Annotated in this window: 19 protein-coding genes and 1 tRNA gene; 10 read left to right on the top strand and 10 right to left on the bottom strand. The window is 56.1% G+C overall.

The genetic code is table 11. The features are described from left to right. Positions 1-107 precede the first annotated feature (107 nt). The gene (locus DFR38_RS18775; protein ID WP_110313772.1) at positions 108-764 is read left to right on the top strand and encodes a hypothetical protein; all 657 of its coding nucleotides are present in this window, start codon (positions 108-110) and stop codon (positions 762-764) included. Between the two features lie 75 nt (positions 765-839). Here DFR38_RS18775 and DFR38_RS18780 read toward each other — a convergent pair whose 3' ends face one another. The 4 genes from DFR38_RS18780 to DFR38_RS18795 form a co-directional block, all read right to left on the bottom strand. After that, positions 840-2,285 carry an efflux transporter outer membrane subunit gene (locus DFR38_RS18780; RefSeq protein ID WP_211310795.1) on the bottom strand — a complete coding sequence of 482 codons (1,446 nt, stop codon included), beginning with the start codon at positions 2,283-2,285 and terminating at the stop codon, positions 840-842. A gap of 5 nt (positions 2,286-2,290) precedes the next feature. Beyond that, on the bottom strand, positions 2,291-3,463 hold the full coding sequence (locus DFR38_RS18785) for an efflux RND transporter periplasmic adaptor subunit (RefSeq protein WP_110313773.1): 1,173 nt from the start codon (positions 3,461-3,463) through the stop codon (positions 2,291-2,293). Between the two features lie 9 nt (positions 3,464-3,472). After that, on the bottom strand, positions 3,473-6,670 hold the full coding sequence (locus DFR38_RS18790; RefSeq protein ID WP_110313774.1) for an efflux RND transporter permease subunit: 3,198 nt from the start codon (positions 6,668-6,670) through the stop codon (positions 3,473-3,475). 285 nt (positions 6,671-6,955) lie between these two features. Then, a complete protein-coding gene (locus DFR38_RS18795; protein WP_059287203.1) occupies positions 6,956-7,480 on the bottom strand; it encodes a GNAT family N-acetyltransferase in 525 nt (174 codons plus the stop codon). A gap of 203 nt (positions 7,481-7,683) precedes the next feature. On the opposite strand from DFR38_RS18795, the gene DFR38_RS18800 reads away from it, so the two are divergent. Together DFR38_RS18800 and DFR38_RS18805 are read left to right on the top strand one after the other, a co-directional pair. Next, positions 7,684-7,774, top strand: a tRNA-Ser gene (locus tag DFR38_RS18800). 154 nt (positions 7,775-7,928) lie between these two features. Further along, positions 7,929-9,674, top strand: coding sequence for a site-specific integrase (locus tag DFR38_RS18805; protein ID WP_204377555.1), 1,746 nt, complete (start codon positions 7,929-7,931; stop codon positions 9,672-9,674). 67 nt (positions 9,675-9,741) lie between these two features. Here DFR38_RS18805 and DFR38_RS18810 read toward each other — a convergent pair whose 3' ends face one another. Then, entirely contained in the window at positions 9,742-11,022 is a 1,281-nt protein-coding gene (locus DFR38_RS18810) for a HipA domain-containing protein (protein WP_110313775.1), read from the bottom strand. Positions 11,023-11,385: 363 nt separating this feature from the next. Here DFR38_RS18810 and DFR38_RS18815 point away from each other — a divergent pair, with 363 nt between their 5' ends. Genes DFR38_RS18815 through DFR38_RS18825 form a run of 3 tightly spaced genes read left to right on the top strand, consistent with a single transcriptional unit; the run spans position 11,386 to position 14,760 of the window. Continuing rightward, positions 11,386-11,691, top strand: a complete 306-nt coding sequence (locus tag DFR38_RS18815; RefSeq protein WP_082693271.1) for a DCL family protein — start codon at positions 11,386-11,388, stop codon at positions 11,689-11,691. Positions 11,692-11,712: 21 nt separating this feature from the next. Beyond that, positions 11,713-12,630 (top strand): HamA C-terminal domain-containing protein, encoded by a 918-nt coding sequence (locus DFR38_RS18820; protein ID WP_059284707.1) that lies wholly within the window; start codon positions 11,713-11,715, stop codon positions 12,628-12,630. A 6-nt stretch (positions 12,631-12,636) separates the two neighbouring features. Continuing rightward, complete coding sequence (locus tag DFR38_RS18825; RefSeq protein ID WP_059284708.1) at positions 12,637-14,760, top strand: DEAD/DEAH box helicase; 2,124 nt, start codon at positions 12,637-12,639, stop codon at positions 14,758-14,760. 231 nt (positions 14,761-14,991) lie between these two features. On the opposite strand, the gene DFR38_RS18830 is transcribed toward DFR38_RS18825, so the two are convergent. After that, the gene (locus tag DFR38_RS18830) at positions 14,992-15,249 is read right to left on the bottom strand and encodes a helix-turn-helix domain-containing protein (protein WP_059284727.1); all 258 of its coding nucleotides are present in this window, start codon (positions 15,247-15,249) and stop codon (positions 14,992-14,994) included. 138 nt (positions 15,250-15,387) lie between these two features. On the opposite strand from DFR38_RS18830, the gene DFR38_RS18835 reads away from it, so the two are divergent. The 3 genes from DFR38_RS18835 to DFR38_RS21315 all read left to right on the top strand — a co-directional run bounded on the left by DFR38_RS18835 (position 15,388) and on the right by DFR38_RS21315 (position 16,260). Then, entirely contained in the window at positions 15,388-15,789 is a 402-nt protein-coding gene (locus tag DFR38_RS18835) for a hypothetical protein (protein ID WP_146216017.1), read from the top strand. Between the two features lie 67 nt (positions 15,790-15,856). Then, positions 15,857-16,099 carry a hypothetical protein gene (locus DFR38_RS18840; protein WP_059284710.1) on the top strand — a complete coding sequence of 81 codons (243 nt, stop codon included), beginning with the start codon at positions 15,857-15,859 and terminating at the stop codon, positions 16,097-16,099. A gap of 23 nt (positions 16,100-16,122) precedes the next feature. Further along, positions 16,123-16,260, top strand: a complete 138-nt coding sequence (locus DFR38_RS21315) for a helix-turn-helix domain-containing protein (protein WP_158527769.1) — start codon at positions 16,123-16,125, stop codon at positions 16,258-16,260. A gap of 345 nt (positions 16,261-16,605) precedes the next feature. Here DFR38_RS21315 and DFR38_RS18845 read toward each other — a convergent pair whose 3' ends face one another. Beyond that, on the bottom strand, positions 16,606-17,337 hold the full coding sequence (locus tag DFR38_RS18845) for a hypothetical protein (RefSeq protein WP_239688511.1): 732 nt from the start codon (positions 17,335-17,337) through the stop codon (positions 16,606-16,608). Between the two features lie 1,504 nt (positions 17,338-18,841). Here DFR38_RS18845 and DFR38_RS18850 point away from each other — a divergent pair. Continuing rightward, on the top strand, positions 18,842-19,309 hold the full coding sequence (locus DFR38_RS18850) for a hypothetical protein (RefSeq protein WP_059284713.1): 468 nt from the start codon (positions 18,842-18,844) through the stop codon (positions 19,307-19,309). 39 nt (positions 19,310-19,348) lie between these two features. Here DFR38_RS18850 and DFR38_RS21130 read toward each other — a convergent pair whose 3' ends face one another. The 3 genes from DFR38_RS21130 to DFR38_RS18860 form a co-directional block, all read right to left on the bottom strand. After that, positions 19,349-19,567, bottom strand: coding sequence for a hypothetical protein (locus tag DFR38_RS21130; protein WP_146216018.1), 219 nt, complete (start codon positions 19,565-19,567; stop codon positions 19,349-19,351). 153 nt (positions 19,568-19,720) lie between these two features. Further along, entirely contained in the window at positions 19,721-21,160 is a 1,440-nt protein-coding gene (locus tag DFR38_RS18855) for a hypothetical protein (protein WP_110313776.1), read from the bottom strand. A gap of 38 nt (positions 21,161-21,198) precedes the next feature. After that, positions 21,199-22,506: a hypothetical protein gene (locus tag DFR38_RS18860; protein WP_146216019.1), complete on the bottom strand. Its 1,308-nt coding sequence runs from the start codon at positions 22,504-22,506 to the stop codon at positions 21,199-21,201. Positions 22,507-22,604 lie beyond the last annotated feature (98 nt).

The raw sequence follows: 22,604 nt of genomic DNA on the forward strand, positions 1-22,604 counted from the left end.
AAAATGCGCTGGGTTTGATGCGAAGCGGCGGACGGCAGCAGGCAATTCCGGCTATCATCCGCACTTGACTCCGGCATCCATCATGCCGAACAGACTGGAATGACAAGATGCAGAACACACAGGCCGATGCCTCCGCACGGGAAGCAGAGCACGCCTGGCGCCACGCCAAGCAACTGGAACAGGCGCTGATTGAACTCTTGCAGCAAGCCTTGCCGGCCAGCGGGCTGTGCACCGTGGGCAAGCCGCTGACCGAACAGCAAAAGCGCGGCGAGTCGCGCCAGGCACTGTGCTGCAGCCTGCCGCTGCTGCAAAAGAAAAAGCGCAAGGACACCATCGTGGCCTTCCTGAACTTCCAGATCAGTCTGGCGGGCGACGGTGTGCCGCGGGTTGGCGCAAGCGGCCAGGGCGAGCCGCTGGGGCCGGTGCTGCACCTTGCGCACTGGACCTGCGAATTCAGCTTCGAGTACGACGCCTACGTCGGTTTCCCCGCCACCGGCTGGCAGCCGTGGCTGAATCAGGCTGGACGTCTGTTGCGCTGGGAGGACGACGAATCGCCGTTTGGCGACGAGTGGACCTACAGCCTGCGACTGGATGCCCTGAGCACCGACGAAGGCCTGCTGCGCCGCGTGGTGTTGCAGCCGGTGCTGGCCCTGCTGGAAGGCGCGCAGGCCGAACAGGCGCTGCCGGATGATTTGCCGGGCCTGGTCCGCTATGTCGATGTGCCGGCAGCAGACGGCTTGCAGGACTTGCGCGTGCTGGGCTGAGGCTGTGCTGGCTCGGTAAAAGAAAAACCCCGCCATGGTTTGCGGGGTTTTTTGCTGCCTTGGCGGCTGGCGGCTTCAGTTGGCTGTCGTGGCCTGCCAATCTCCACCCAGTGCCTTGAGCAAACTCACACTCCAGACAAACTGGCTGCCGCGCAGCTGTGATTGCAGACGCTGCGCTGCCAGCAGGTTTTGCTGGTTGATGGCCAGGGTCAGGGCATTGTCCAGCCCTTCGCGATAACGCAGCAGCGAGAGCTCATATGCCTTGCGCTGGCTGTCCACTGCCTGTTGCTGGCTGGCGTTGGCCTCGCTCAGGCCATGCAGGGTGGACAGGGCATCCTGGCTTTCCTGGATGGCTTGCAGCACGGTCTGGCGATAGCTGGCGGTAGTGGCCTGATAGCCGGCCTCGGCGTAGCGGACCGCGGCCTGTGTCTTGCCGTTGTCAAACAGCATCTGGCTGGCCTGCAAGCCCAGCGACCAGATCAGTGCCGGGGCGGATACCAGATTGCCCAGGCGGTTTGATTCATAGCCGACATAGCCCGGATTCAGGTTGAGTTGCGGAAACCAGGCGGCCTTGGCCACGCCGATCTGGGCATTGGCAGCGGCCATGGCGCGTTCGGCGGCGGCAATGTCCGGCCGTCGTTCCAGCAATTGCGCCGGCAGCCCGCCGCCAATGGCGGGCAGCTGCGCGGGCAGGCTGCCCTGCGACAGGCTGAAGGCGGCGGCAGGCTGGCCGCTCAGGGTGGCCAGCAGGTCTTCCTGCTGGCGGCGCTGGTTGCCCAGCAGGCTGAGCTGCGCCTGGGCGGCTTGCAGGGCGGCTTGCTGGGTGGCCAGGGCGCTGGCATTGTCCAGGCCCTCCTGATGGCGCACCCGCGTCAGTTGCAGCACTTTTTCTTGCAGGCTGATCGATTGCCGCAGCAGGGTGCTTTCCTCATCCAGCTGGCGTAGCTGGAAATAGGCACTGGCCAGTTGGGCGGTCAGTAGCAGGCGCACGTTTTCGCTGTCGGCCCGGCTCTGTTCGGCACTGGCGCTGGCGCTTTCCACATCGCGGCGCACCCGGCCCAGCCAGTCGAATTCATAGCTGACACTCAGGGTAGGCTTGTAATCGTTCTGGATAGTGCTGCTATTGGGCGAGTTGTAGTTGGACAGCGGGCGGTCGGCCGATATGCGGCTGCGGCTGGCGCTCATGCCCACGCCCACGCTGGGCAGGGTGGCGGCCGCGTGCAGGCCGGCCTGGGCCTGTGCCTGTTGCAGCCGGGCCAGTGCCTGCGCCAGCGTGGCATTGTGGGCGATGCAGTCTTGCTCCAGCCGGTTGAGCGTGGCGTCGCCAAACTGCTGCCACCAGGCCTGCTTGGGCAGTTGGTCGGCCGGGCGGGCCGCCTGCCATGTGCCCTGGTCTTTCCACTGCGTGGGCAGGTCAGGCTGGGCCGGGCGCTGGTAGTCCGGGCCGATGGCCGAGCAGGCTGCCAGCAACAGGCTCAGGCTGGTCAGCAGGCCGGCGGTCAGGGGGGAGGGTGCGTGCATGCTGTTTACCCGCCCTTGCCGCTGGCCACGATATTGACCGGCTGCCCATCGCTGATGGCATCGGCCGGATTGATGATGACGTGCTCCTTGCCGGTGAGGCCGGATTTGATTTCCACCTCCTTGCCGTAATCGGTGCCCAGCGCCACTTTTTGCAGCTTGACCCTGCCCTTGGCGTCCACCGTGGCCACCTGGCTGCCGGCCGGGCCGAACAGCAGGGTGTTGGCCGGCAAGGTCAGGCTGGGCTTGCCCGGCAGATTGAAGCGTGCTTCCACATACAGGCCGGGCAGCAGTTTGTGCCCGGTATTGGGCAGCACGATTTCCACCTGCAGCGTGCGGGTGGCCGGGTCGATGGCGCCGGCCGTGCGGGCTATCCGCCCTTTCACGGCAGCCTCGCCGCTGTCGCTGGGTTTGACCTCCACCGTGTCGCCGACGCGGATCTGGCTGGCCCTGTCCTGCGGCACATAGGCATACAGATGCAGCTGGTCGACCTGGGCAATGGCAAACAGCGCCTGGGCGCTGCCGCCATTGCCGGCATTGATCAGGCTGCCGTTGTCGACATTGCGCTTGGTGACGATGCCGTCAAACGGGGCAAGCACCTTGCCGAAATCCTGCTGGTCGCGCAGGCGCTTCAATACGGCAGCGGTTTGCTGGTAGGCGGCGGACTTTTCTTCGTATTCCTGTTGCGATACCGCATCCTGCGCCCGCAGGCGACTCCAGCGTTCAAAGGCAGTGCGCGCCAGTTCGTGGTTGGCTGCCGCTTCGTCTACCTGTTTGTTGATGTCGGGAATGTCCAGCACGGCCAGCAGTTCGCCCTTCCTGACCGGTTGGCCAATATCCTTGAACCACTGTTTCACATAGCCGCTGGTGCGGGCATAGATTTGCGCCTCGGTCAGCCCTTGCAGGGTGGAGGGCAGGGTGAGCTTGTCATCATGCCGGTTGGGCTGTGGCGTGACCACCCGCACCTGCTGGATGGCGCTCTGGCTGGCTGCCTGTGCCAGCGTGTCGGCGGCGGCCTGGCGCGCCAGCAGCGTGCGGGCGAGGCCGGCCAGCAACAGCAGCAGGATGATGATGGTAACGGTACGGGCGCGGCGCGCTACCTTGTCGCGGCCGTTGAGCGATGCGACGGTGTTCTGGTGAAACGCCGGCACGCCCTGAGAGGCATGGCGCTGTTCTGTCATGGTGAAGTCCTAGGCTTGGGCCGGTTGGTGGGGAGGGTGATCGTTGCCGTCTGCCGCATCTTGTTGCGGCTTGCGCTGGGCCAGCCAGCTGTGGAAGCTGGCAAACACCACCGGGACGAAGACCAGGGTGGACACGGTGGCAAACAGCAGGCCGCCGATGACGGCGCGGCCCAGCGGGGCGTTCTGCTCCGAGCCATCGCCAATGCCGATGGCCATGGGAATCATGCCGATGATCATGGCCAGTGCCGTCATCAGCACCGGACGCAGACGGGTGGCCCCGGCTTCCAGCGCTGCCGACAGCGGTGGCAGCCCTTCATGCAGGCGCTGGCGGGCAAAGGCCACCACCAGAATGCTGTTGGCGGTGGACACCCCCATGGTCATGATGGCGCCGGTCAGCGCCGGTACGCTCAGATTGGTGCCGGTCAGGATCAGCATCCAGGCAATGCCGGCCAGCGCCGCCGGCAGGGCGGAGATGATGATGAAGGGGTCGAGCCAGGACTGGAAATTCACCACGATCAGCAGGTAGACCAGCACGATGGCGCCCAGAATGCCGACACCCAGGCCGGTATAGGAGGACTGCATGGTTTCCACCTGGCCGCGCATGCTTATCTTGCTGCCCTTGGGCAGGCTGGCCTGCGCCTGCTTGATGAGTTGCTGGATATCGCGGGCGGCCGAGCCCAGATCGCGCCCGCGCACATTGGCATAGATGTCCACTGCCGGCTGGATGTTGTAGCGGGTGACAATGGCGGCCTCGCGGCCGGGGCTGACCTTGACCAGATTGCCCAGTTGCTGCGGGCTGCTGCCGTTATTGCCTGCCGCATTCACCGGCAGGCCCATCAGGTCGTCCAGGGTGTTGATGCGGTATTGCGGGGTTTGCGCCTGCATGTTGTACACCACGCTATTGGCCGGATTCAGCCAGAAGGTGGGCTGGGTCTGCTGGCTGCCGGACAAGGGCAGCAGCAGGTTCTGTGCCACATCGCTGGCGCTGATGCCCATGTTCTGCAAACGCGAGCGGTTCATTTCCAGCTGCAGCGAGGGCGCATCCAGCCGCTGGTGGACATGCACGTCCACCGCGCCATTCACGCCCTTGATGCGGTCGGCCAGCTTGACGGCGAAAGCATGGTTTTCCGCCATGTTCTTGCCGTAAATCTGCACATCGATGGCGGATGGCGTGCCGAAATTGAGAATCTGGGTGACGATGTCGGCAGGCTGGAAGAAAAACTCCACGCCGGGGAAACGCTTGGCCAGCAGCGGCGGAATCTTGTCGATGTAATCCGCGCTGGGGCGGTGACCGGGCTTCAGCGAAATCAGGATGTCCGCATCCAGCGTGCCGATGGTGCCGGAGTTGCTGTAGGACAGATTGATACCGGAATAGGGCAGGCCGATATTGTCGATGATGGTGTCCAGCTCGGCCGGCGGAATGATCTCCCGCAGGGCATGGTCCACGCCATCGGCCAGCCTGGCGGTATTCTCGATGCGGGTGCCGGTGGGCGCGCGCATGTGCAGCTTGATCTGGCCGGTGTCCACGGTGGGGAACAGGTCGCGCCCCAGCAGCAGGTACAGGCCGCAGGACAGCAGGCAGAAGCCGAGAAAGGCTGCCATGAAGCGCCGGCGATGGGTCAGCAGATGGCTGAGCAGCAGCACATACACCGTGCGCAGCTTTTCAAAGTGATGGTTGAAGCGGGTATGCACATGGTGAATCCACTGGGTGAACCGGCCGCTGCGACCCTGGTGGCCCATCAGCAGCAGGGCCAGCGTGGGCACCAGGGTACGCGACAGCACATAGGAGGCCAGCATGGCAAACACCACCGCCTCGGCCAGCGGCACAAACAGGTAACGCGCCACGCCCTCCAGGAAGAACATCGGCACGAACACGATGCAGATGCACAGGGTGGAGACAAAGGCCGGAATGGCAATCTCCCCCGCACCTTCCAGAATGGCGGTGTGCAGGTCCGAACCCATGTGCAGGTGGCGTTCGATGTTTTCGATGGTGACGGTGGCATCGTCCACCAGAATGCCCACCGCCAGCGCCAGCCCGCCCAGCGTCATCACATTGATGGTTTCGCCAACGGCATGCAGCAGAATGATGGAAGAAAAAATCGACAGCGGAATCGACACGGCAATGATGGAGGTAGTGCGCCAGTTGCCCAGAAATAGCAGCAGCATGATGGCGGTGAGCACGGCGGCAATCAGCGCCTCGTGCACCACCCCCTCCACCGCGGTTTTCACGAATACCGACTGGTCGGCCAGCAGCGACACCTCAATGCCCTTGGGCAGCAAGGGCGTCACCGTGGGCAGCAGGCTTTTCAGATTGTCCACCACGCTGAGGGTGGAGGCGCCGCCGTTCTTGTACACCGACAGCAGCAGCCCGCGCTGGCCGTTCTGGCGCACGATATTGGTTTGCGGCGAGAAGCCGTCGCGCACATGCGCCACCTCGCCCAGATAGGTGATGGCGCCATTGCTGCTGCGCACCGGCAAGTTATTCAGCCCGGCAATGGTGGTGGGCGAGCCGTTCAGGCCGATATTGTATTCAGTGTCGCCAATCTTGGCGGTGCCGGATGGCAGGATCAGGTTCTGGCTGCTGATGGCATTCACCACGCTGGCTGGTGTCATGCCCTTGGCGGTAATGGCCGCCATGTCCAGATCGACCGATAGCAGCCGCACCTTGCCACCATAAGGGTAGGGGATGGCCACGCCGGGAATGGTCACCAGCTGCGGACGCAGGGTGTTGACCGCGGCATCGAACACATCCTGTTCCGACAACTCCTTGCTCGACATCCCCAGCTGAATCACCGGCACGCTGGATGCGGTGTACTTGATCACCAGCGGTGCCGTGGTGCCGGGTGGCATCTGGCGTACCACCGCTTGCGAGACCGACACCACCTGGGCAATCGCCGTCTGGATATTCACATTGGGCTGGAAAAAGATCTTGATCACCGCAATACCGTTGAGCGACTGCGACTCGATATGCTCGATGTCGTTCACCGTGGTGGTGAGAATGCGCTCGTGGGACTGGGTGATGCGGTCCGCCATCTGCTGCGGTGCCAGGCCGTTATAGCCCCAGATGACACTGATCACCGGAATGTCGATTTCCGGCAATACATCCACCGGCGTGCGAAACAGCGCCAATGCGGTGGCCAGCAGGATGGCAATCGCCATCACGATAAAGGTGTAGGGCCTGCGTAATGCAGTTTCGACGATCCACATCGGGTAGTGTTGCCTTCCATGCAAACTGCCGGCAATTCGAGCCGGTTGGCGCACATCAAGATGGAAAAAAGTCTGTAGGCACGGCCTTGCCGCGTGCTGCAGCCGGGCCAGGCTGAACATGGCCGGAGAGCCGCAAACCAGACAAGCTGCCGCAACGCGGTGCCTGCGGCTTCTCCCCCGGACTGCCCGGCCTGTTGCGATGATAGCCCATGCCGGTTACCGCCGAGTGTCCGACAATCATGCCAATTGTTGCTAAATATTGCAGGAAATCGTCAGCGCTGGCCGCTATGACTGTGCCATGGCCGCATCGCTGCTGAATAACAGGGTGGGCGCGCTGCTGCCAGGGAAATCGAAAGGTCCGCAGCCATGCAGCCCAGCCTTTTGCAATACGCGCGCCGATGCCTGATTGTCGGCATTGGTATAGGCCACTACCCGCGGCAGCCGCAGTTGCTGCAAACCATACTGCACGCAGGCCGTTGCAGCCTCGCTGGCATAACCCAGCCCACGCCATGCCGGCAGCAGGGTATAGCCCACATCGACATCAGCCAGCCCCTCGCGCCGGATCAGCCCGCACATGCCGACTGGCTGGCCATCCTCCAGCCGCTCCATGCACCACAGCCCGATGCCGTGCTGTGCATAGCTCGCCAGCGGACCACGGCTGATGTAGTTGCCGGCATCTTCCAGCGTATGCACGCCACGATCCGTCACATTGCGGATGAAATCCGGGTCGGTCAGCAGGGCCAGCACCAGCGGTGCATCCTGCAGGTTGAATTCGCGCAGCCGCAAGCGGGAAGTAAGAATGGGTAACATGATGAAGTTTGCATCCGGACAAGGAGTAGGCCAGTTTACTGCATGCGCTGCACGCGGCTATCAATTCCGGCACTATGCCGCTCAGCAGCGCAGCAAGCACCGCAGCGCCTGGCCGGGTCTGCAGTTTTTTTGTTGGGATCTTGCCAAAAGCACACAGTACCTGTATTATCGCCCTCTCTGTTGCAGCACTGCAGCAGCCATCTGGAGAGGTGGATGAGTGGTTTAAGTCGCACGCCTGGAAAGCGTGTTTAGGGTAATACCCTAACGGGGGTTCGAATCCCCCCCTCTCCGCCAAACACCCCTAGAGTGTTGTTTTTACAGTAAATTCAGGTTCCGTAAGGCTTTTTTGCCCCTGAGTTCTGCACAACACTCCTACACATTGGCGATAAGAGTTCAGTTTTTTTCTTGGCTTCCTATACTCTGGATCGGAACTCAATGAACGATGCCAATGTTACCCACAGGCCTGCAACGCCACCCCCAATCCGGCACCTACTATCTTCATCGTCGTATCCCAACTGACGTTCTTGTTTGCTATCCCGGCAAAAAAGAAATCACGTTTTCGCTACGCACCAAGGACTACCGCACGGCTGTCGAGCGCCATCGCGCGGAAGAAGCCCGTCTGACCTCCGAGTGGGAGGAAAAACGACAGCGGCAGGCGGAGCGTTACGCGCGTACGCAACTCGCAGCCATCACCCACATCGACGCACTCACCCCCGAAGTCATCGACGCCATCTGTCTGCATGCAGAGTCGGCCAGCCTGGCTGGGGATGAAGCGCGCCGCGAAAATGGCCACTACACGCTGGACGAAGTCGAGGAATACCAGGCTGGCTATACCGAGGCCAACCGCATTCTCAAGGGCGCGGTAGCCATTGGTGACTACGAGCTTTTGCGTGGCCCGCTGGAACAATTCCTGCGCCTCTACCGCTACCAGCTCAAAGCCATTGAACCGGAAATGCGCCGCCTGGCACTGGCCTATGGCCGCATGGCCATCCGCACCAACGAGAAACTGCTCAGTCGCTATGACGGCAAGGAAGTACCGACACCAGTCATGGCGCAGCGGCTGGAAACGCCGATGCTGTCCGAGGTGACCCAAAGCTATCTGGCCTACTACCAGAAGCTGGACAAGGTAGCGATGCTGCGCAAGGTGACGGCGGTCATGCCACTGCTGGTCGACATCATCGGCGACAAGCCCATCGGCCTGCTTAAGCAAACTGACCTTGAAGCCTATTTCGAGGCGGTGCAAACCCTACCACCGCGCTGGAAAGACATCTGCCGTCAGGAAAAACTGCGCCCACTGGAACTGGCCAAACAGCAACGTGGCGAGATGAGCAAGGGGACGTTCGACGGCACCTACCTCGCGGTGATGACACCGTTCATCAAATACTGCCGCCGCAAGTGGCAGGACCACGGCTGGCCGATGACGCTGACCACCGAAGGGGTGCAATACCTTGGTTCCCGCCGCGACCCCGAAGGCGGGCAACGTGCCTTTGAATCGGCAGAACTGAAGCGGCTGTTCGAGGGACCGGAAATGGCACGCTTTGCCCGACGCCCGGCCATGGCACACAAATACTGGCTTCCCCATTTGGGCCTGTTCACCGGAGCGCGGGTCAATGAGCTGTGCCAACTCAACCCGCAAGTCGATATCACACAGGATACGCAGACCGGCACCTGGTATATGGACATTACTGACGAATCCGAAGGCGATGCCCGTATCGACAAATCGGTCAAAACCGGTGGCTCCAAACGCAAGCTGCCCATCCATCCCAAACTGATTGAACTGGGCTTCCTCGACTATGTGGCAGCAGCCAAGAAACGGGGCGACACCTTGCTGTTCCAGGCCTTCCCGACCGCCGCAGGCCGCGCCTCGCCCAAGGCGATGAAATGGTTCACCGAGTTCCTGCAAGAAATCGGGCTGCGCGACGAAACCCCGAATGCCCGCATTGTCGGTATGCATGCCTTCCGCTCCACTTTCCTGCACCGCGCGATGGTGCTGGGCGTGGTGAGCGCCGAAACCATCACCGGCCATGCCAGCAATATCACCAGCATCGAGACCATTCAGAACGGACAGGTGAATCAGGAAGCGTCGGCAGTGGTGAAGAAATACCGTGGTGAACTGCCAGTCGACAAGAAACTGGAAATCCTGTCGCGCATCACCTTCCCGGAAGTCGACTTCATTCGGGCAGACAAGCCGTAACCGACGTGTTCAGACAGAGCAGGGAGGTGCCCATACTGAATTTTGATGTGATGCAGGTGCTCAGTGCTTACAGCGAGTCCAGCGCCGCCAATGCCGTCGCAAAACGGGCGCGACAAGCACCGGTACGCTCATCCAGCTCCAGTGCCTCGAACTGCTGCAGCACTGTCGCCAGCGTTGGGCACCAGTCACGCATAGAGGAGCGCAGGGTATGGCATGCAGCCTCGCCAAGTAGCGCGGGCAGGAATGCGTCAAACAGCAGCGGCCATTGTTGATGCTGACCCACCGGGAAGCTACGCCAGCTGGTGAGCCGGTTAGGTGGGTCATGTGTCAGGAACATCGGGGAGAAGTCGAACAGGGGACTGAGCTGCAAGCGGCTGCCATGTTTCAAAAAGGCGGTATTACGGCCGTGGTTGTCTTCCGCCTTCAGGCAATAGGACAGCACGTCACGGCGCAAATACTCAGCCACTTGCTGCAGGAATTCTTCCGGCTCGGCATGGGGCTGCCAGCTCGTCAGCACGTCCTCATGAAACAGCTTCAGCCCATGCTGCTGCGCACCCTGCAGGGTGTACATGCTCATCAGATGATGACGCTGCCACTGACCCTGCACCAACGCGCAATCAAAGCGCGGGATGAAAAGCAGGCTGCCCAGCATGAAAGGCTGGCCATGCACGTCCAGCCCCGCAGTCTTGGCCAGTTTCAGCCAGACAAACTCATGTTCCAGCAAAACCTGCTCTTCACGGTTGCGCGGAAATTTGACCAGAAAGCGCTCAACGCTATCGTCTTCGGCCAGACAGGCGTCCGGGTAAAACCGGCCATCCCTGGCACGGCTCATCCATAGCTTTGGCGCTTGCCCCAGCATGCAGGTGACGGCATGCAAGACACCATGTGCTTGCAGCAGGGATTCAAAGCTGGTGCTGACCTCAGTCAGTTCAACCTCAGACCAACCACCAAAGCCTTGTGGCATCGTACCAGCCAAATACCGATGTGCCTCACGGATGCGCATGCAGCCAGGCGGCTGACTGGCCCCATGCATCAGCACACTGGTGTCGTACTGCGCACCATCGCGGGCACTGCCATTCAGCAAAGCGAGAAGGGTATCCCTGCCATAGCCGCTCGGCAGCAAATCCAGGAAAAAAGCAGGCAACCCATCGCAACGATAGTGGTTGAAGGAAAGAGGGTGAAGGAAATCCAGACTGGCTTCGTCGCCGCAATCGAGATGCTCAAGAACATAGTCGGGCAGATACTCCAGCGTGCAGCTCGACGCCAGCCCCTTGGCCGGCTGGTCAATGTGCAGCGTGGCAGCAAGCCACCACTCCCCGTCTATGTACTTCTCGATTTGCAACTGCATGGTCCGCTCTCCTTGGTGAAGGAGTGTACCAAGGTCAGTGCTTCCATGACTGCGGGCATCAAAACAAATGGCAGTAAGTCGGCCAAAGTCGATATAGGGCCTCTAGTCAGGGTCAGGCGTCAATGCGCCAATTTGCTGCCACTTAACACTCATGGTGCCTTGGGATTTCGGCCTAGCGTTATACGCTTTCCATTTCTTAGTTCGATATCGCTTCGCTGCAGGTTTCCGCATCTTCAAAGTTTGTTCAATCACAAACCTATTGCCTAGTAACCTGTGTACTCAGCTTGTGCAACAACGCCATGACGAACGATTCGGGGTAACATATCCCAGATGGGTCTTTAAATTTGCTTAGTGGAGGACGGAATGGCAAGGGCAAAACCAGTGGTTCTCGAAACAATCAGCTTCGACAATCAAAGTCAGGCTCATGCCTTTTTCAAGGAAATGCTGAATCGCTATGTTCCTGGTGAAATCGTTTCGAATGAGGATTCGATTCACCTTGCAGAACTGTTCAAGAGACATCCGAGCTATCCAACAAAAATTGGTTCTGGCATCAATTATTTCGAGGTTATGCCTGAGAAATTCGGTACTCAGTGTTTTTGTGCGGTTCTCCAGGACGGAACAAAGGAAGGCTTCTCCTACCCGAAATGCGTGACACAAAGAGATGATTGACCATTTGATTGGATTGAACCGATGGACTTCGAAATACTTGTCGATGACCTCTACCTGAAGATTTTCTCGGATACGGCGCTTACTCCCGTCGAGAACAAGCGGGTTCTAAGCCTTGTCAACGACTTCGAAGATGAGAAGTGGCGATATGAGAAGTTCGAGAATTTTATCTGGGATAACGTCGCTCTGACTGCTCTGTCGGCTCAAGAGCGGGAAAAGCTCATTGGCCAAAGTAGATCGACGCTGCGGGAATCGGCAAAGAACCTTCGTCTAACGGACAAAGCTGGCGACATAGGGCAGGGCAGCGAACTGGCTGAAATCGTCCTGTATGGAATCATGCATCACCACTACGGCGCGTTGCCAGTGGTTCCGAAGATTTTTTACAAGCAGAACGCACAGGATAACGCGAAGGGAGCTGACAGCGTTCATGTCGTTCTTGAAGGGGACGATGACTTCTCTCTTTGGTTCGGGGAGGCGAAGTTCTTCAATAGCATCGAAGACGCGAGGCTTCCAGCAGTCGTCAAATCCGTTGGGAATTCGTTGGACACCGCCAAGCTAAAAAAGGAAAACAGCATAATCACCAATGCTTCAGACATCGACAGACTAGTCGCCAATCCAGAGTTGGCTGCAAGGATCAAGGATGTACTAGCTGCGAAACACTCGATAGACCAAATCAAGCCGAAAATTCACGTCCCCATCCTTCTGTTACACGAGTGTTCCATCACTGCTTCGACTAAGGAAATGAATGATGCGTACAGAGAAAGCGTCAGGAAATATCATCTCGAACGGGCGTCTTCATATTTTGAAAAGCAGATTGACTCTCTGTCTGGCACGGTCGCGAAATACGCGGAAGTCAAATTTCACATCATCCTTTTCCCGATTCCAGACAGAGAAAAGCTGATCGAACAGTTCTCAAAAGAAGTGGCGTTTCACAAGGCTTAGAGATCAATGGAAATCTTCGAGGAATGTGCGGTCATAAATGACCTGCTTCAAGCCAACGACGGCACAGAGGCTAGAAATCGCCTGATTCGATTGCTCGACCAGCACGCTAGAGAAGGGATTCCGTATTCCCCGCTCGTCAATCACCTAATAAGGGAGTCGGGACTATTCCCTTATCTCGACCCTGAGACGTCGAGTTGGCAAGATAGATTCATCTTCGAGTCCTTCAAGGTGGACATCGGGCAGGAGACTCCTGTCACGCTGCACCGCGAACAGTCATTGGTCTTGAAGCACCTTCTGGATGGCGACAATCTTGCAATCAGCGCTCCGACAAGCTTTGGCAAAAGCTTGATCATTGATGCCTACATCGCAGTCAAGAAGCCTAATAACGTCCTGATACTGGTTCCTACCATCGCGTTGACTGATGAAACCAGGCGTAGATTGAGCAAGAAATTTTCTGCCGAATACAAAATTGTCACGACAACGGAGGTCGAGCTCGGAGAGAAGAATATACTCATCTTCCCGCAAGAGCGAGGGATTCAGTATTGCGACAAGATAGAGAAGCTTGATTTGCTGGTCGTCGACGAGTTCTACAAGGCGAGCCAGAATTTTGACAAGGAGCGGTCGCCTGCGCTTCTGAAGGCCATGATGAAGCTGGGGCAAAAGGCTACTCAGAAATACTATCTGGCTCCCAATATTTCAGACCTGAATGACAATCCATTCACGAAGGATATGCTGTTCTTGCGGCTGGATTTCAATACGGTGTTCCTTGAAAAGCATGAGCTATACAAGGAGATCAACAAGGATGCGCAGAAGAAGAACGATGCGCTGTTGCAGATTCTTGGAAAGCAAGAGACTAAGTCGTTGATATACGCTGGCACTTATTCGAATGTCGATAGTGTGGCTACCTTGCTCATCGAAAACACAGAAAGGGAACACAGTGAGTTGCTATCGGCTTTCTCCGCGTGGCTCGCAGCGAACTACCATCCGAACTGGAAATTGACCGCTTTGGTAAAGCGAGGCGTTGGCTTTCACACAGGTCAGCTTCACCGTTCCCTGAGCCAAATACAGGTTCGACTTTTCGAGGAGGAGAAAGGTGGGTTGCAAACCCTCGTGTCGACATCTTCCATCATTGAGGGGGTAAATACATCGGCGGAAAACGTCATCGTCTGGAGCAACAAGAACGGGAAGCTAAAACTGAACGATTTCACGTACCGAAACATCATCGGTCGTGGTGGTCGGATGTTCAGACATTTTGTTGGCAACATATACATTCTCGAAGAGCCGCCTTCTCCTGCTGATACCCAATTGGAATTGACCTTCCCTGATGAATTGCTCGCAGATGTGGACGAAGAGCAATACAAGAAGGAACTCACCAAAGAGCAGTTGGCTAAACTCCTGCAGTACAAGGAGGACATGGCGCAGATATTGGGGCGGGAGTCGTTTGATCGCCTGCGAGGCGAAGGAGTGTTGATTTCCGGCGACACAGAGTTGATATCCGAGATCGCTTTGGCTATTAACAGTGATAAAAAGGTGTGGAGAGGCCTTGCCACTCTCAACGCATCCACTAACGAGTATTGGGCTTGGATACTCCGCAAAGTCATCAAGTTGGTCCCCGCTGGCTGGGATGCCACCTACACAAAATTTGCTGAGTTCGTCAGAGTCATGTCGTCGAATTGGGCTTTTTCGATTCCCGAACTCTTGGATCAACTTTCCGAGTATGATGTAACCATCGAAGAGTTCTTCAAGATGGAACGCAATGCCACGTACAAACTGACTGCATTGTTGAGTGATGTTAACGTCATTCAGATGGAAATCGTTCCTGAGCACAAGATAGACATCTCTCCGTTCATCGCGAGGCTCTCCAAGGCTTTTCTGCCGTCTTGCGTAATGGAGCTAGAAGAGTATGGGTTGCCACGTATGTTGGCAAAGAAAATTCACGCTTCTGGTCTCGTCAATTTCGAGGACGAAGAGCTAGATCTTCATTCGGCAATTGAGTTGCTGAGGGCGATACAGTCCGAGATACTTGAACAAGTGGAAGGACTTGATTCGTTCGACAGGTATGTCCTGGACTACTTCTTTGATGGCATTGCTCTGCAAAAACCAAGAGCAGTTGATGCTCCAGTACAGTGATGATCTATCGAGCTATATAGCAGGTAGCCGAAAGCTATCTTTAGTATTTTCAAAACGCAAATGGCCGGTCTGTATTTAGAATCGGCCATTTTTCATTGAGGACACCACTGGCCGCAAAAGCCAAGCTTGCTTATGTGCGCTACAAGTGAGTCCACCATGACTGTCAGTTCCATACATTTGGCGATGACAATGGCAGCGATGGTGAGAGCTCTTTCTCTTAGTGCCAAATTGTTAGCTTGCCGGAGCACCTGAGATAGCCGACTCCAGGCTACGAATCAACTCATCCAGCGTGATGCCAAGCGCACCACACCAGTTGCGCACCTCAATAATGTCCAGGCGTCGCTCGCCACGCTCACACTTACTGACGAACGTCTGCGTTTCCTCTAGCTTCGACGCAAGCTCAACTTGAGTAAGCCCAGCGCGCTCACGTGCAGTCCGAAGGACTTCAAGCAAGAGCGTGTACTCCCGCGTGTAAATCGACTTTTCCATCTCAGGACTGAAAATAGTTTGGTCAGTCAGCTTGCAGTCCAAAATCGAATAGTCCAAAATCGACTATTGAATGAGACATCCAACCAAACTTGCCTCTGCCCGCCTGTAGATACATCAACAGCCACTGGTGGTTACGGCATGGCCAAGCCACATACTTCAGGACTGAATTTTGCGATGGAAAACACACTCGATATTGATAATCTCGACCTGACCACGTTAGAAATGCTGTACCACATGCACCAACTGGATGGTGTGGCCGTAGTCGGAGACCCCGCGCATGCATTTGCCACCTATCATGCTGATAAGAAAGCCTTGTACATCTTTGCGGAATCTCCCGACAGGGTCCATATGGTCGCTCATCAAACAGACTCTCTTTTTTGGGTACTCAAGAGCGCGCAAGAAGAAGGTGCAAGTTTCAATGTATGCGGCGACAAAGTAATTTGTGTCGTGAGCGATGTAGTAGCGGAAGGTGTGTCGTACGCAGATGCCGCGCTGCGAGCCATACTCAAGTACAAGCAGATACACAGCCCTGCCGCTTGAAAATCGGGATATCAGGTGCTCCAAACCAACCAATACGGTTGGGAGAGGTGAGTCGAAAGGAAATGTTATGCACCATAGCCCAGACCCCTGCATCCCTAGTCTTTCAGAAGACATCAAGAAATCACTGATAGCCGAGCTCAAACAATTTGTCTCAACGGAAAACGAGGCGATAAACCTCGGTATCACCGCTCAACAAAGACTAGCGATTCTGCAGCAGCAGACCAGTTACTTCACGATTGATAAGCTGGTTGATATGGTGCTACGCGCCGGAAAGCGCATTCACTGCACCTTTGAGCCATCATCACGCTGACTGTATTGCTGCACAGGAACGCCATGGGGCGCATTGAACGAAATGATGTCGCCATGTCTGTGGGTACGCTTTGGCAGATTGCAGATGCGCTGGGCGTACCTGCCTCAGCACTGCTACAGGAAGCCGAGCAATTGGCAGCCAAAGCAGATAGCCAACCCTGACCGCAGATTCATCCTGGTATCTGACGATGCAATGCCTCGCCTGTGTATTGCTGATTCAGTTGCAAGCAGTGCCAGAGCCGACACCGAAGCACTGCTGTAACTGATTTCAAGGCTGGAGCAGGGTGCTCACCGGCGGATTTTCAGACGCAATGGTCAGTCACCGTTGAAACCCGCAGCTTTGACCTATTTGTGCGTGAACTCCATTTTTGCAGCCAGAGAATGGCCATGTGTCACGCACCTGCTGCTGGCGTACAAGACGGATACCGCTCAAGTGCAGATGCGCTTTGCTCCAGAGCCCCAAGACAATGCTTTCCTGCCTTGGGGGCTCAGTGAAGCACCGTCAGGCTAGTCCAGCGCCAGCCGTTCACCATGATTGGTCTTTTGCACAAAATACAGATGCGGCAGGGGGCCATCATATCCACGCTGTAGCGCTGCCTCACATAGTGCCCACGACTGCGTTCGTACACCGCGAAATCCAGGTTGTCTCGCGATGCGTTCCAGCGTTTCAGAAATTGCCGCAGTGTTGTGCTGGTTGGCTTGCATGGCAATCAGCGCATGCAGTTCTGTCATTTCCTCTTTTGTCCGTCTCCACGTCCACATCACTTTCGCCCGGTTGGTATGACGCGCCAATTCATACCCAAGCCATTTCAAGCGCTGTTTATCGCCGACATCCCGCAAGGTTTCCGTTTCAAGCCCTTTGCCATCCGTGGCCAGCAGTAGCCACTCCACTTTTTCTGCATCCACCGGCCAGTGCATGACCAACACCACATTGGCCAGCCCTTTACCCTTTCGGATGAGTCGCTGAGCGGGTGAGCAGCCTATGCCATATAAGGTATGAAATTTCTGCGCCAGGGCCTCGGCTTTCCGCGCTGCCACGGTGCCGCAGGTATAGCGGTGATAGCCCTTGGGGACGTTATCCAGGATGCGGGCCAGGGCGGCGGATTTACTGCGTGCAATCGGTGTTGAAGCAGACATACAAGTTCTCACATTCAGTTGTTGATGCGCTGTATAGCGAAGAAAACGTATATCGGTGCAATGTGATTCGGTAGCTACGACTCGTACGTAATGATGTTCCAAGATTTTCAGCACTTTTCGCTATACAGCTTCAGAACATTCAAAAATGCAGGAAATGGACTCGGTGAAAACCGAGGTGATTTGCACGCACGGCAGCCTGCCCAGTGCGCCTTCGGGCGAGGAGGGCGTACTGAGCAGGCTGCCAACTGCAAACACACACGTCCGAAAGGACACGCCGGGGCGCCACCCCGGAAGATTCCAGATCGCCAGTCTGGAATTGAGCAAACGCTGTAGCTGCATGCCTCTAATAGGGCTGGTGCGGCTGCGATGGGAGCTGGAGGGTGAAACTCCCTTCTTCGACCCAATCCATGCAACCGGTGGAGTTGTATGAGGTTGGGCGACACGGAAACGGCGGCAGGCAGGAAATGGCCTGTTGACCTGTAACTATGTGAAAGTCGGTGCAAGGCCGACTCGGGGGACGTACCGGAAGGGCGTAACCTGTACCGCACAGGATGGCTTCTGAGCGTATGGCGACATACGAGGGCTGCAAGGGGAAACTTGGCGCAGCTGGCACCTTGAGAAATCAGGGGTCGATGCATAGCTCAAACCTGTAACGGCACCCACGAGGGTGCTGTGCGGAGCAACGTAGAGCCATAGGCATTGAGCCGTGGTTCGTAGTCGATGAAGCATGAACTGAGTACCTGAGCCGCTATGAACATCGGGCCAGGGAAACCTGCGGGGAGTCGAAAGACTAAGGGAATGTGGAGACAGTGGCGCTGCGTTGCGCAGTAGCTGGTTACTAACGTGGGAGCCTCTCTTTGTGCTGTGTCGGGTGGCACCGCACAGGCAAAGCAAAGAGAGAGGGAGACTGACTGAGTAGGGTTTGACTTATACGTGATACGACCGAAACGTATGAGGAGCTGCGCAAGCAGCGGCACGGCGGCACCGTGTTCCGAAAGGTTGGAGCGTTTTGCGAAGTGTGTGGTTGGGCTTGGCAGCCCGTTGTAGCGATGTGCCATCCTGCTCGCCTGGCAGCGAGTGGGATGAATGCTGATCTTGGCCGGTCAGCGAGCAAAGTAGGCATATTGATGAAGGTAAACCCGGGTGGATACGTTGCTCTGTATTCACTCATTCTCCAACCACCCCGCTTTGCGGGGTGGTACTTGTGGTTTGATTTCGGACGAAGCAGTCAACCATAGTCAGACTCTCGACGTCGGCTTCTGTATTTACTATATTCATGCCGAGCACCTTGAGATGAAGATTTAGCATGCTTCTTGTTGACATTTAATGCGTGGTTCAAACAAAATGAAGCTATTCGGCAGCGTGGTTTTACACTGATGGATAGTAAAGTTAGGTATTCAATTTTCAATTGAATATAACAGGTTTTGATTTATTGGCTAGGTCCTGTTTTTTAGATTTAAACATCTGGTTTTTGAGGTAAAGTAGGTTTTGGTGGTTGATGATGTGCTGGCTAGTACAGGCTGATAATTATTTCACCGGTCTGGTCGGCTCTGGTATGTAGAGATGAAAATAAATAATTTAAATCATTCATGGGAAAGGTAAGGTAATGGAAAGTACTTTTAAGAAGAAAATAAATATAATTAATAAGGATGATGGATCTTTTAATATTGAATATAGATCTTTCAGGTTTGGTATGGGGATTCGTCTTGTCTTGTTTTTGGTAATGATTGTTGTTGGTTTTCTTTCTGTGGGCCTTTATGCTGGCGGGATGACTTTGCTACTGTTCGTAGCGATTTTTATTGAAATTGTTCTTTTTAAATTGGCTTTTAAAACTACGCATACGATCACGGTGACGGATGAGGGTATTCTGTGGGCGGGTGGGCGTAAACGACTTGCTTTTAAAGATATTGATCAGTCTTTTACAACGCAGAATTTATTTGGCTATGGAAATTCACATGGCGTGCAGTTCTCCGCGCAGGGTACTACAGTAATTGTGGCTTCTGATTTGGAGGATAAGGCGACTGCAGGTGCGATAGCGGATTTGATTATTAAAAGAAAAAATGGGCGTCGGTGAGTGAAAAGCCAGTCAGATGACTGGATTTTTCATTATTTTTCAACAGATAACCGGCGGGTTCTGTGTCCAGTCTAGTTCGCGGTCATTAATTAGGTAAGTGAATTTGTCCTTGGTGATCGCGACTAAAATTTCATTAAAGGGTCCGCCACACACTCCGACAATTTGATAGGTGCCGGAAGGAATACTTGAAATCTGGTTGCGGGTGTTTGGCTCAAACCCTGGCGGGCAGTATCCATCAAAAAAAGTGATCTCTTTCATTAAGTGCTCTCGATTAGCTGGCGATAAATTTTCTACCTGCACATCTTCTACTTGTTTATTGATGTTCTGAAGGGCCTTCACAGCATCCGGTGTGTGCTCGGTTTATCTGATTGGCCGGGTTCATGCAAACCACCCGGCCAGGGTACTCCGTAATTATTGCTTGCGATAAGCTGCAACTACGGATGCATTCATATTGACCACTGGCTGCCCATTGGCAACCGGAGCTACGCCATTTGACCCCCAAGTGTTAATGGCCACTCCCAGTCCGGATGCGCCGTTGCCGGTAAAGCGGCTATTGATGACACCACCAGCCATGCCAGTACATGCACCGGTGCAACTCACATTCAGGTTTGCACTGCTGCCGTAGGCAAAGGTCTGGCCTGCGGCAATAGTGAAACTTGTGGCGGGGGTACTGCTGGTGGCTGGGAAACTCATCACCATGGTGTTGGTATTGGTGAGGGTTTGTGCACTGAAATTGGCAACCAGATTACTGGCGGCGAAGCTGGCACCAGTGCTGCTGCCGTAGGCATTGTTGCCGGCTACGGTCAGAGTTGGTTGCGTGCCGCCAGCGTATACATAGGTTGCAGTACCACTGGTGGGCATATTGCTCAATGCCGGGCCGAACAAGAAATGGTCGCCTGTTGCGGCATTGCTTTGCGTTGGTGCGTACACCCAGTAAATCCCGGTAGCGGGGTCATGGCCGGCACTGCCGTTTTCAGGATTCTGCAAGGCGTAGTTATAGGTGTCAGCGGCACTGTTGATCGTGACGGAGGAGGGAATCTCCAGTGCCTGATTGACCACGGCCAGCGGGTAGCTGATGGCATCGGCACTGCTGCCATGGATGATGTTGGTTGAAACATTGCTGTTGCCGTAGGCCCCTCCGGAAACATAGCCAGCGGCATGCACCACCACCACGCTGGGGGTATTGTCCGGTGTGGCATTGGCTGGTCCGGAGGTGACATCCGGCAACTGTTGCGTCAGGCCATTGATTCCGGTGATGATGCCATTACTGTCCTGAACGGCAGCAATATTGCTGTTGACGCTGTGGGGGTCAAAGCTGAGAGTCCAGCTGCCATTGCTGGAGCCACCGTTGGTGTTACCACCATTACTGTTGTTACTAGAGCCATTTCCGCTATTGCTGCCACTGCTGTGAATGGGTGTTCCATACTGAATCTGGCCAGTGCTGTCATTGGCTGATACACGATCGCCACTGTTATTCAGCGGAGCCAGCTGCGGAAACGGAGCGTTGGCAACAGGAGTCAGCACGATAGCTGCGTTACTGATGCCAGTACCGGTACCGAGCTTGCCGTAAGCTAGCAAGGCTTGGTTATTGCTGGCATCCATGAAGAAGCCACCCTTAAACAGCACGTTCAGCAATTTGGTCAGTTTGGTGGAGATATTGCCATGACTGTCGATCTCACTGGCAGGAACTGACAAGTACAGTTTTTCGCCAGCCTGCAACGGGCTGATGCTTTGTCCAGCTGGAATGACGACGTCGTGGTTAGTGTCGATCTGTGGCAGGGAAGCACTCAATGCCCAAGGGCTGATCAGTGTCAGTGCCAGAGCGATGACAGTACGAGAATGGTAATTCATGGTTTTCCTTTCGATAGCAGTTTGCTGACGGCGTGGCGTCAGAAGGCATAGCGCAGCTTCGCCGCGAGGGTGTGGCGGCTGTAGTCAAATAGACCGATATTTGAAAGCTGGCGGGAATAGCCATATTCCAGCCGGCCGGACCAGTGGGTATCGAGCTGATAGGCCGCCGACGTACTCAGGGAGATGAGCTGGTCTTGCCGGCTGTTCAGGCCATCTGCAAAAGCCGCTTGATAATGGCTGTCCAGATAGCCCAGCCCCAGCGTCAGTTGCAGGCGGGTAGTCGGTTTCAGACTGAACTGGCTGTTGATTCCATAAAGATTGCGCGACAGGTCGGCGCGGCCAAGCCGGTTCTTCTCTTCACCACCAATCAGCGAAAGCGACAGTTGTGGTTCCAGCGCTCCGGCAAAGTTGTGCTGCCAAGAAAAGCCCAGTGTGCTCAGATTGCTATTGAGCCAGTCAGCACCCGACGCCATGTTGCTGCTGCAAGCAAGGTCGGCACAAACCTGCACATTGTTGTAGGACAGGCGCCCATACTGTGCAGCCAGCGCAAACCGGTTGGCTGCATCGCGTTGGTACTGTCCTTCCAGAGTGAAGGAGGGAGTGGACAGATAATTGGCATTGTCCAGATTGACCCGGTTGTAGTCGATTCCGCCACGCAAGGCATAGCGCCCGTGTAGCCAAGTCACGCCACTGTTGATGCCATAGCTCTCAGTATCGAACTGGCGGTTCTGGGCGGTTTCATTCCAGCGTGCATTGGTATTGATGCCGGCATAGCCAATCAGCTTACCGGGCAGGAGCGGATAGGTTCCGTTCAGGTTGCCACCCAGCGTGGCAAAGTTGTCAGCTACTTTCTGGTTGGAGGCACCTTGGGCCACCACGAAGCCACTGGGCAGTCCCGCCACGCCGCCGACATTCACCCCGGTGTTTACATTGCTGTCACGCCCAAGGCCCAGCTCGGCAAAGCCGCTGAGAGTCGGCTTGTATAAGACTTTCTGGCTTTGCAGGGCATTGAGAAAGCCTGCCAGCAGGATCTTTTCTTGCGGACTGGCATTGCCATCCAGCTCGGTGTAGCCGGCTTCAGCCGCTACCAGTTCACCACTCAGCATCCTGGCGCGTGCCAAGTGAAACTGGGCGGTACGGTGCTTGGGGTGGGTATCTGCATAGGTGCGCAGCACGGTCAGGGCCTCCTGCACGTGTCCACTATCCAGTGCTGCGATGCCATAAAACAAAGCTGCATCCGTGTTGTTCAGCCATTCCGGGTGTTGCTGACCCACGGCGTAGGCTTCGGCATGTTTGCCGGCGTCCAGCAGTTGTTTGATCTGGCTGCCATCATTGTTTGCCGCCATGGCCAATCCGGAGCAGAGGGTGGCCACAGCCAGCGCCACTAATTGAAACTTCAGCTTTGTCATGCGTTTTCCCATTCTTGTGAGTTTGCTTAGCCTGC

Origin of the sequence: Aquitalea magnusonii, from assembly GCF_003202035.1 — a bacterium.
GTDB classification, from domain to species: Bacteria; Pseudomonadota; Gammaproteobacteria; order Burkholderiales; family Chromobacteriaceae; genus Aquitalea; species Aquitalea magnusonii.

Bases quoted from the DNA above. Each gene is read 5' to 3' on its own strand.
- DFR38_RS18775 (WP_110313772.1), top strand. From the start codon at position 108: ATGCAGAACACACAGGCCGATGCCTCCGCACGGGAAGCAGAGCACGCC.
- DFR38_RS18780 (WP_211310795.1), bottom strand. From the start codon at position 2,285: ATGCACGCACCCTCCCCCCTGACCGCCGGCCTGCTGACCAGCCTGAGC.
- DFR38_RS18785 (WP_110313773.1), bottom strand. From the start codon at position 3,463: ATGACAGAACAGCGCCATGCCTCTCAGGGCGTGCCGGCGTTTCACCAG.
- DFR38_RS18790 (WP_110313774.1), bottom strand. From the start codon at position 6,670: ATGTGGATCGTCGAAACTGCATTACGCAGGCCCTACACCTTTATCGTG.
- DFR38_RS18795 (WP_059287203.1), bottom strand. From the start codon at position 7,480: ATGTTACCCATTCTTACTTCCCGCTTGCGGCTGCGCGAATTCAACCTG.
- DFR38_RS18805 (WP_204377555.1), top strand. From the start codon at position 7,929: ATGTTACCCACAGGCCTGCAACGCCACCCCCAATCCGGCACCTACTAT.
- DFR38_RS18810 (WP_110313775.1), bottom strand. From the start codon at position 11,022: ATGCAGTTGCAAATCGAGAAGTACATAGACGGGGAGTGGTGGCTTGCT.
- DFR38_RS18815 (WP_082693271.1), top strand. From the start codon at position 11,386: ATGGCAAGGGCAAAACCAGTGGTTCTCGAAACAATCAGCTTCGACAAT.
- DFR38_RS18820 (WP_059284707.1), top strand. From the start codon at position 11,713: ATGGACTTCGAAATACTTGTCGATGACCTCTACCTGAAGATTTTCTCG.
- DFR38_RS18825 (WP_059284708.1), top strand. From the start codon at position 12,637: ATGGAAATCTTCGAGGAATGTGCGGTCATAAATGACCTGCTTCAAGCC.
- DFR38_RS18830 (WP_059284727.1), bottom strand. From the start codon at position 15,249: ATGGAAAAGTCGATTTACACGCGGGAGTACACGCTCTTGCTTGAAGTC.
- DFR38_RS18835 (WP_146216017.1), top strand. From the start codon at position 15,388: ATGGCCAAGCCACATACTTCAGGACTGAATTTTGCGATGGAAAACACA.
- DFR38_RS18840 (WP_059284710.1), top strand. From the start codon at position 15,857: ATGCACCATAGCCCAGACCCCTGCATCCCTAGTCTTTCAGAAGACATC.
- DFR38_RS21315 (WP_158527769.1), top strand. From the start codon at position 16,123: ATGGGGCGCATTGAACGAAATGATGTCGCCATGTCTGTGGGTACGCTT.
- DFR38_RS18850 (WP_059284713.1), top strand. From the start codon at position 18,842: ATGGAAAGTACTTTTAAGAAGAAAATAAATATAATTAATAAGGATGAT.
- DFR38_RS21130 (WP_146216018.1), bottom strand. From the start codon at position 19,567: ATGAAAGAGATCACTTTTTTTGATGGATACTGCCCGCCAGGGTTTGAG.
- DFR38_RS18855 (WP_110313776.1), bottom strand. From the start codon at position 21,160: ATGAATTACCATTCTCGTACTGTCATCGCTCTGGCACTGACACTGATC.
- DFR38_RS18860 (WP_146216019.1), bottom strand. From the start codon at position 22,506: ATGGCGGCAAACAATGATGGCAGCCAGATCAAACAACTGCTGGACGCC.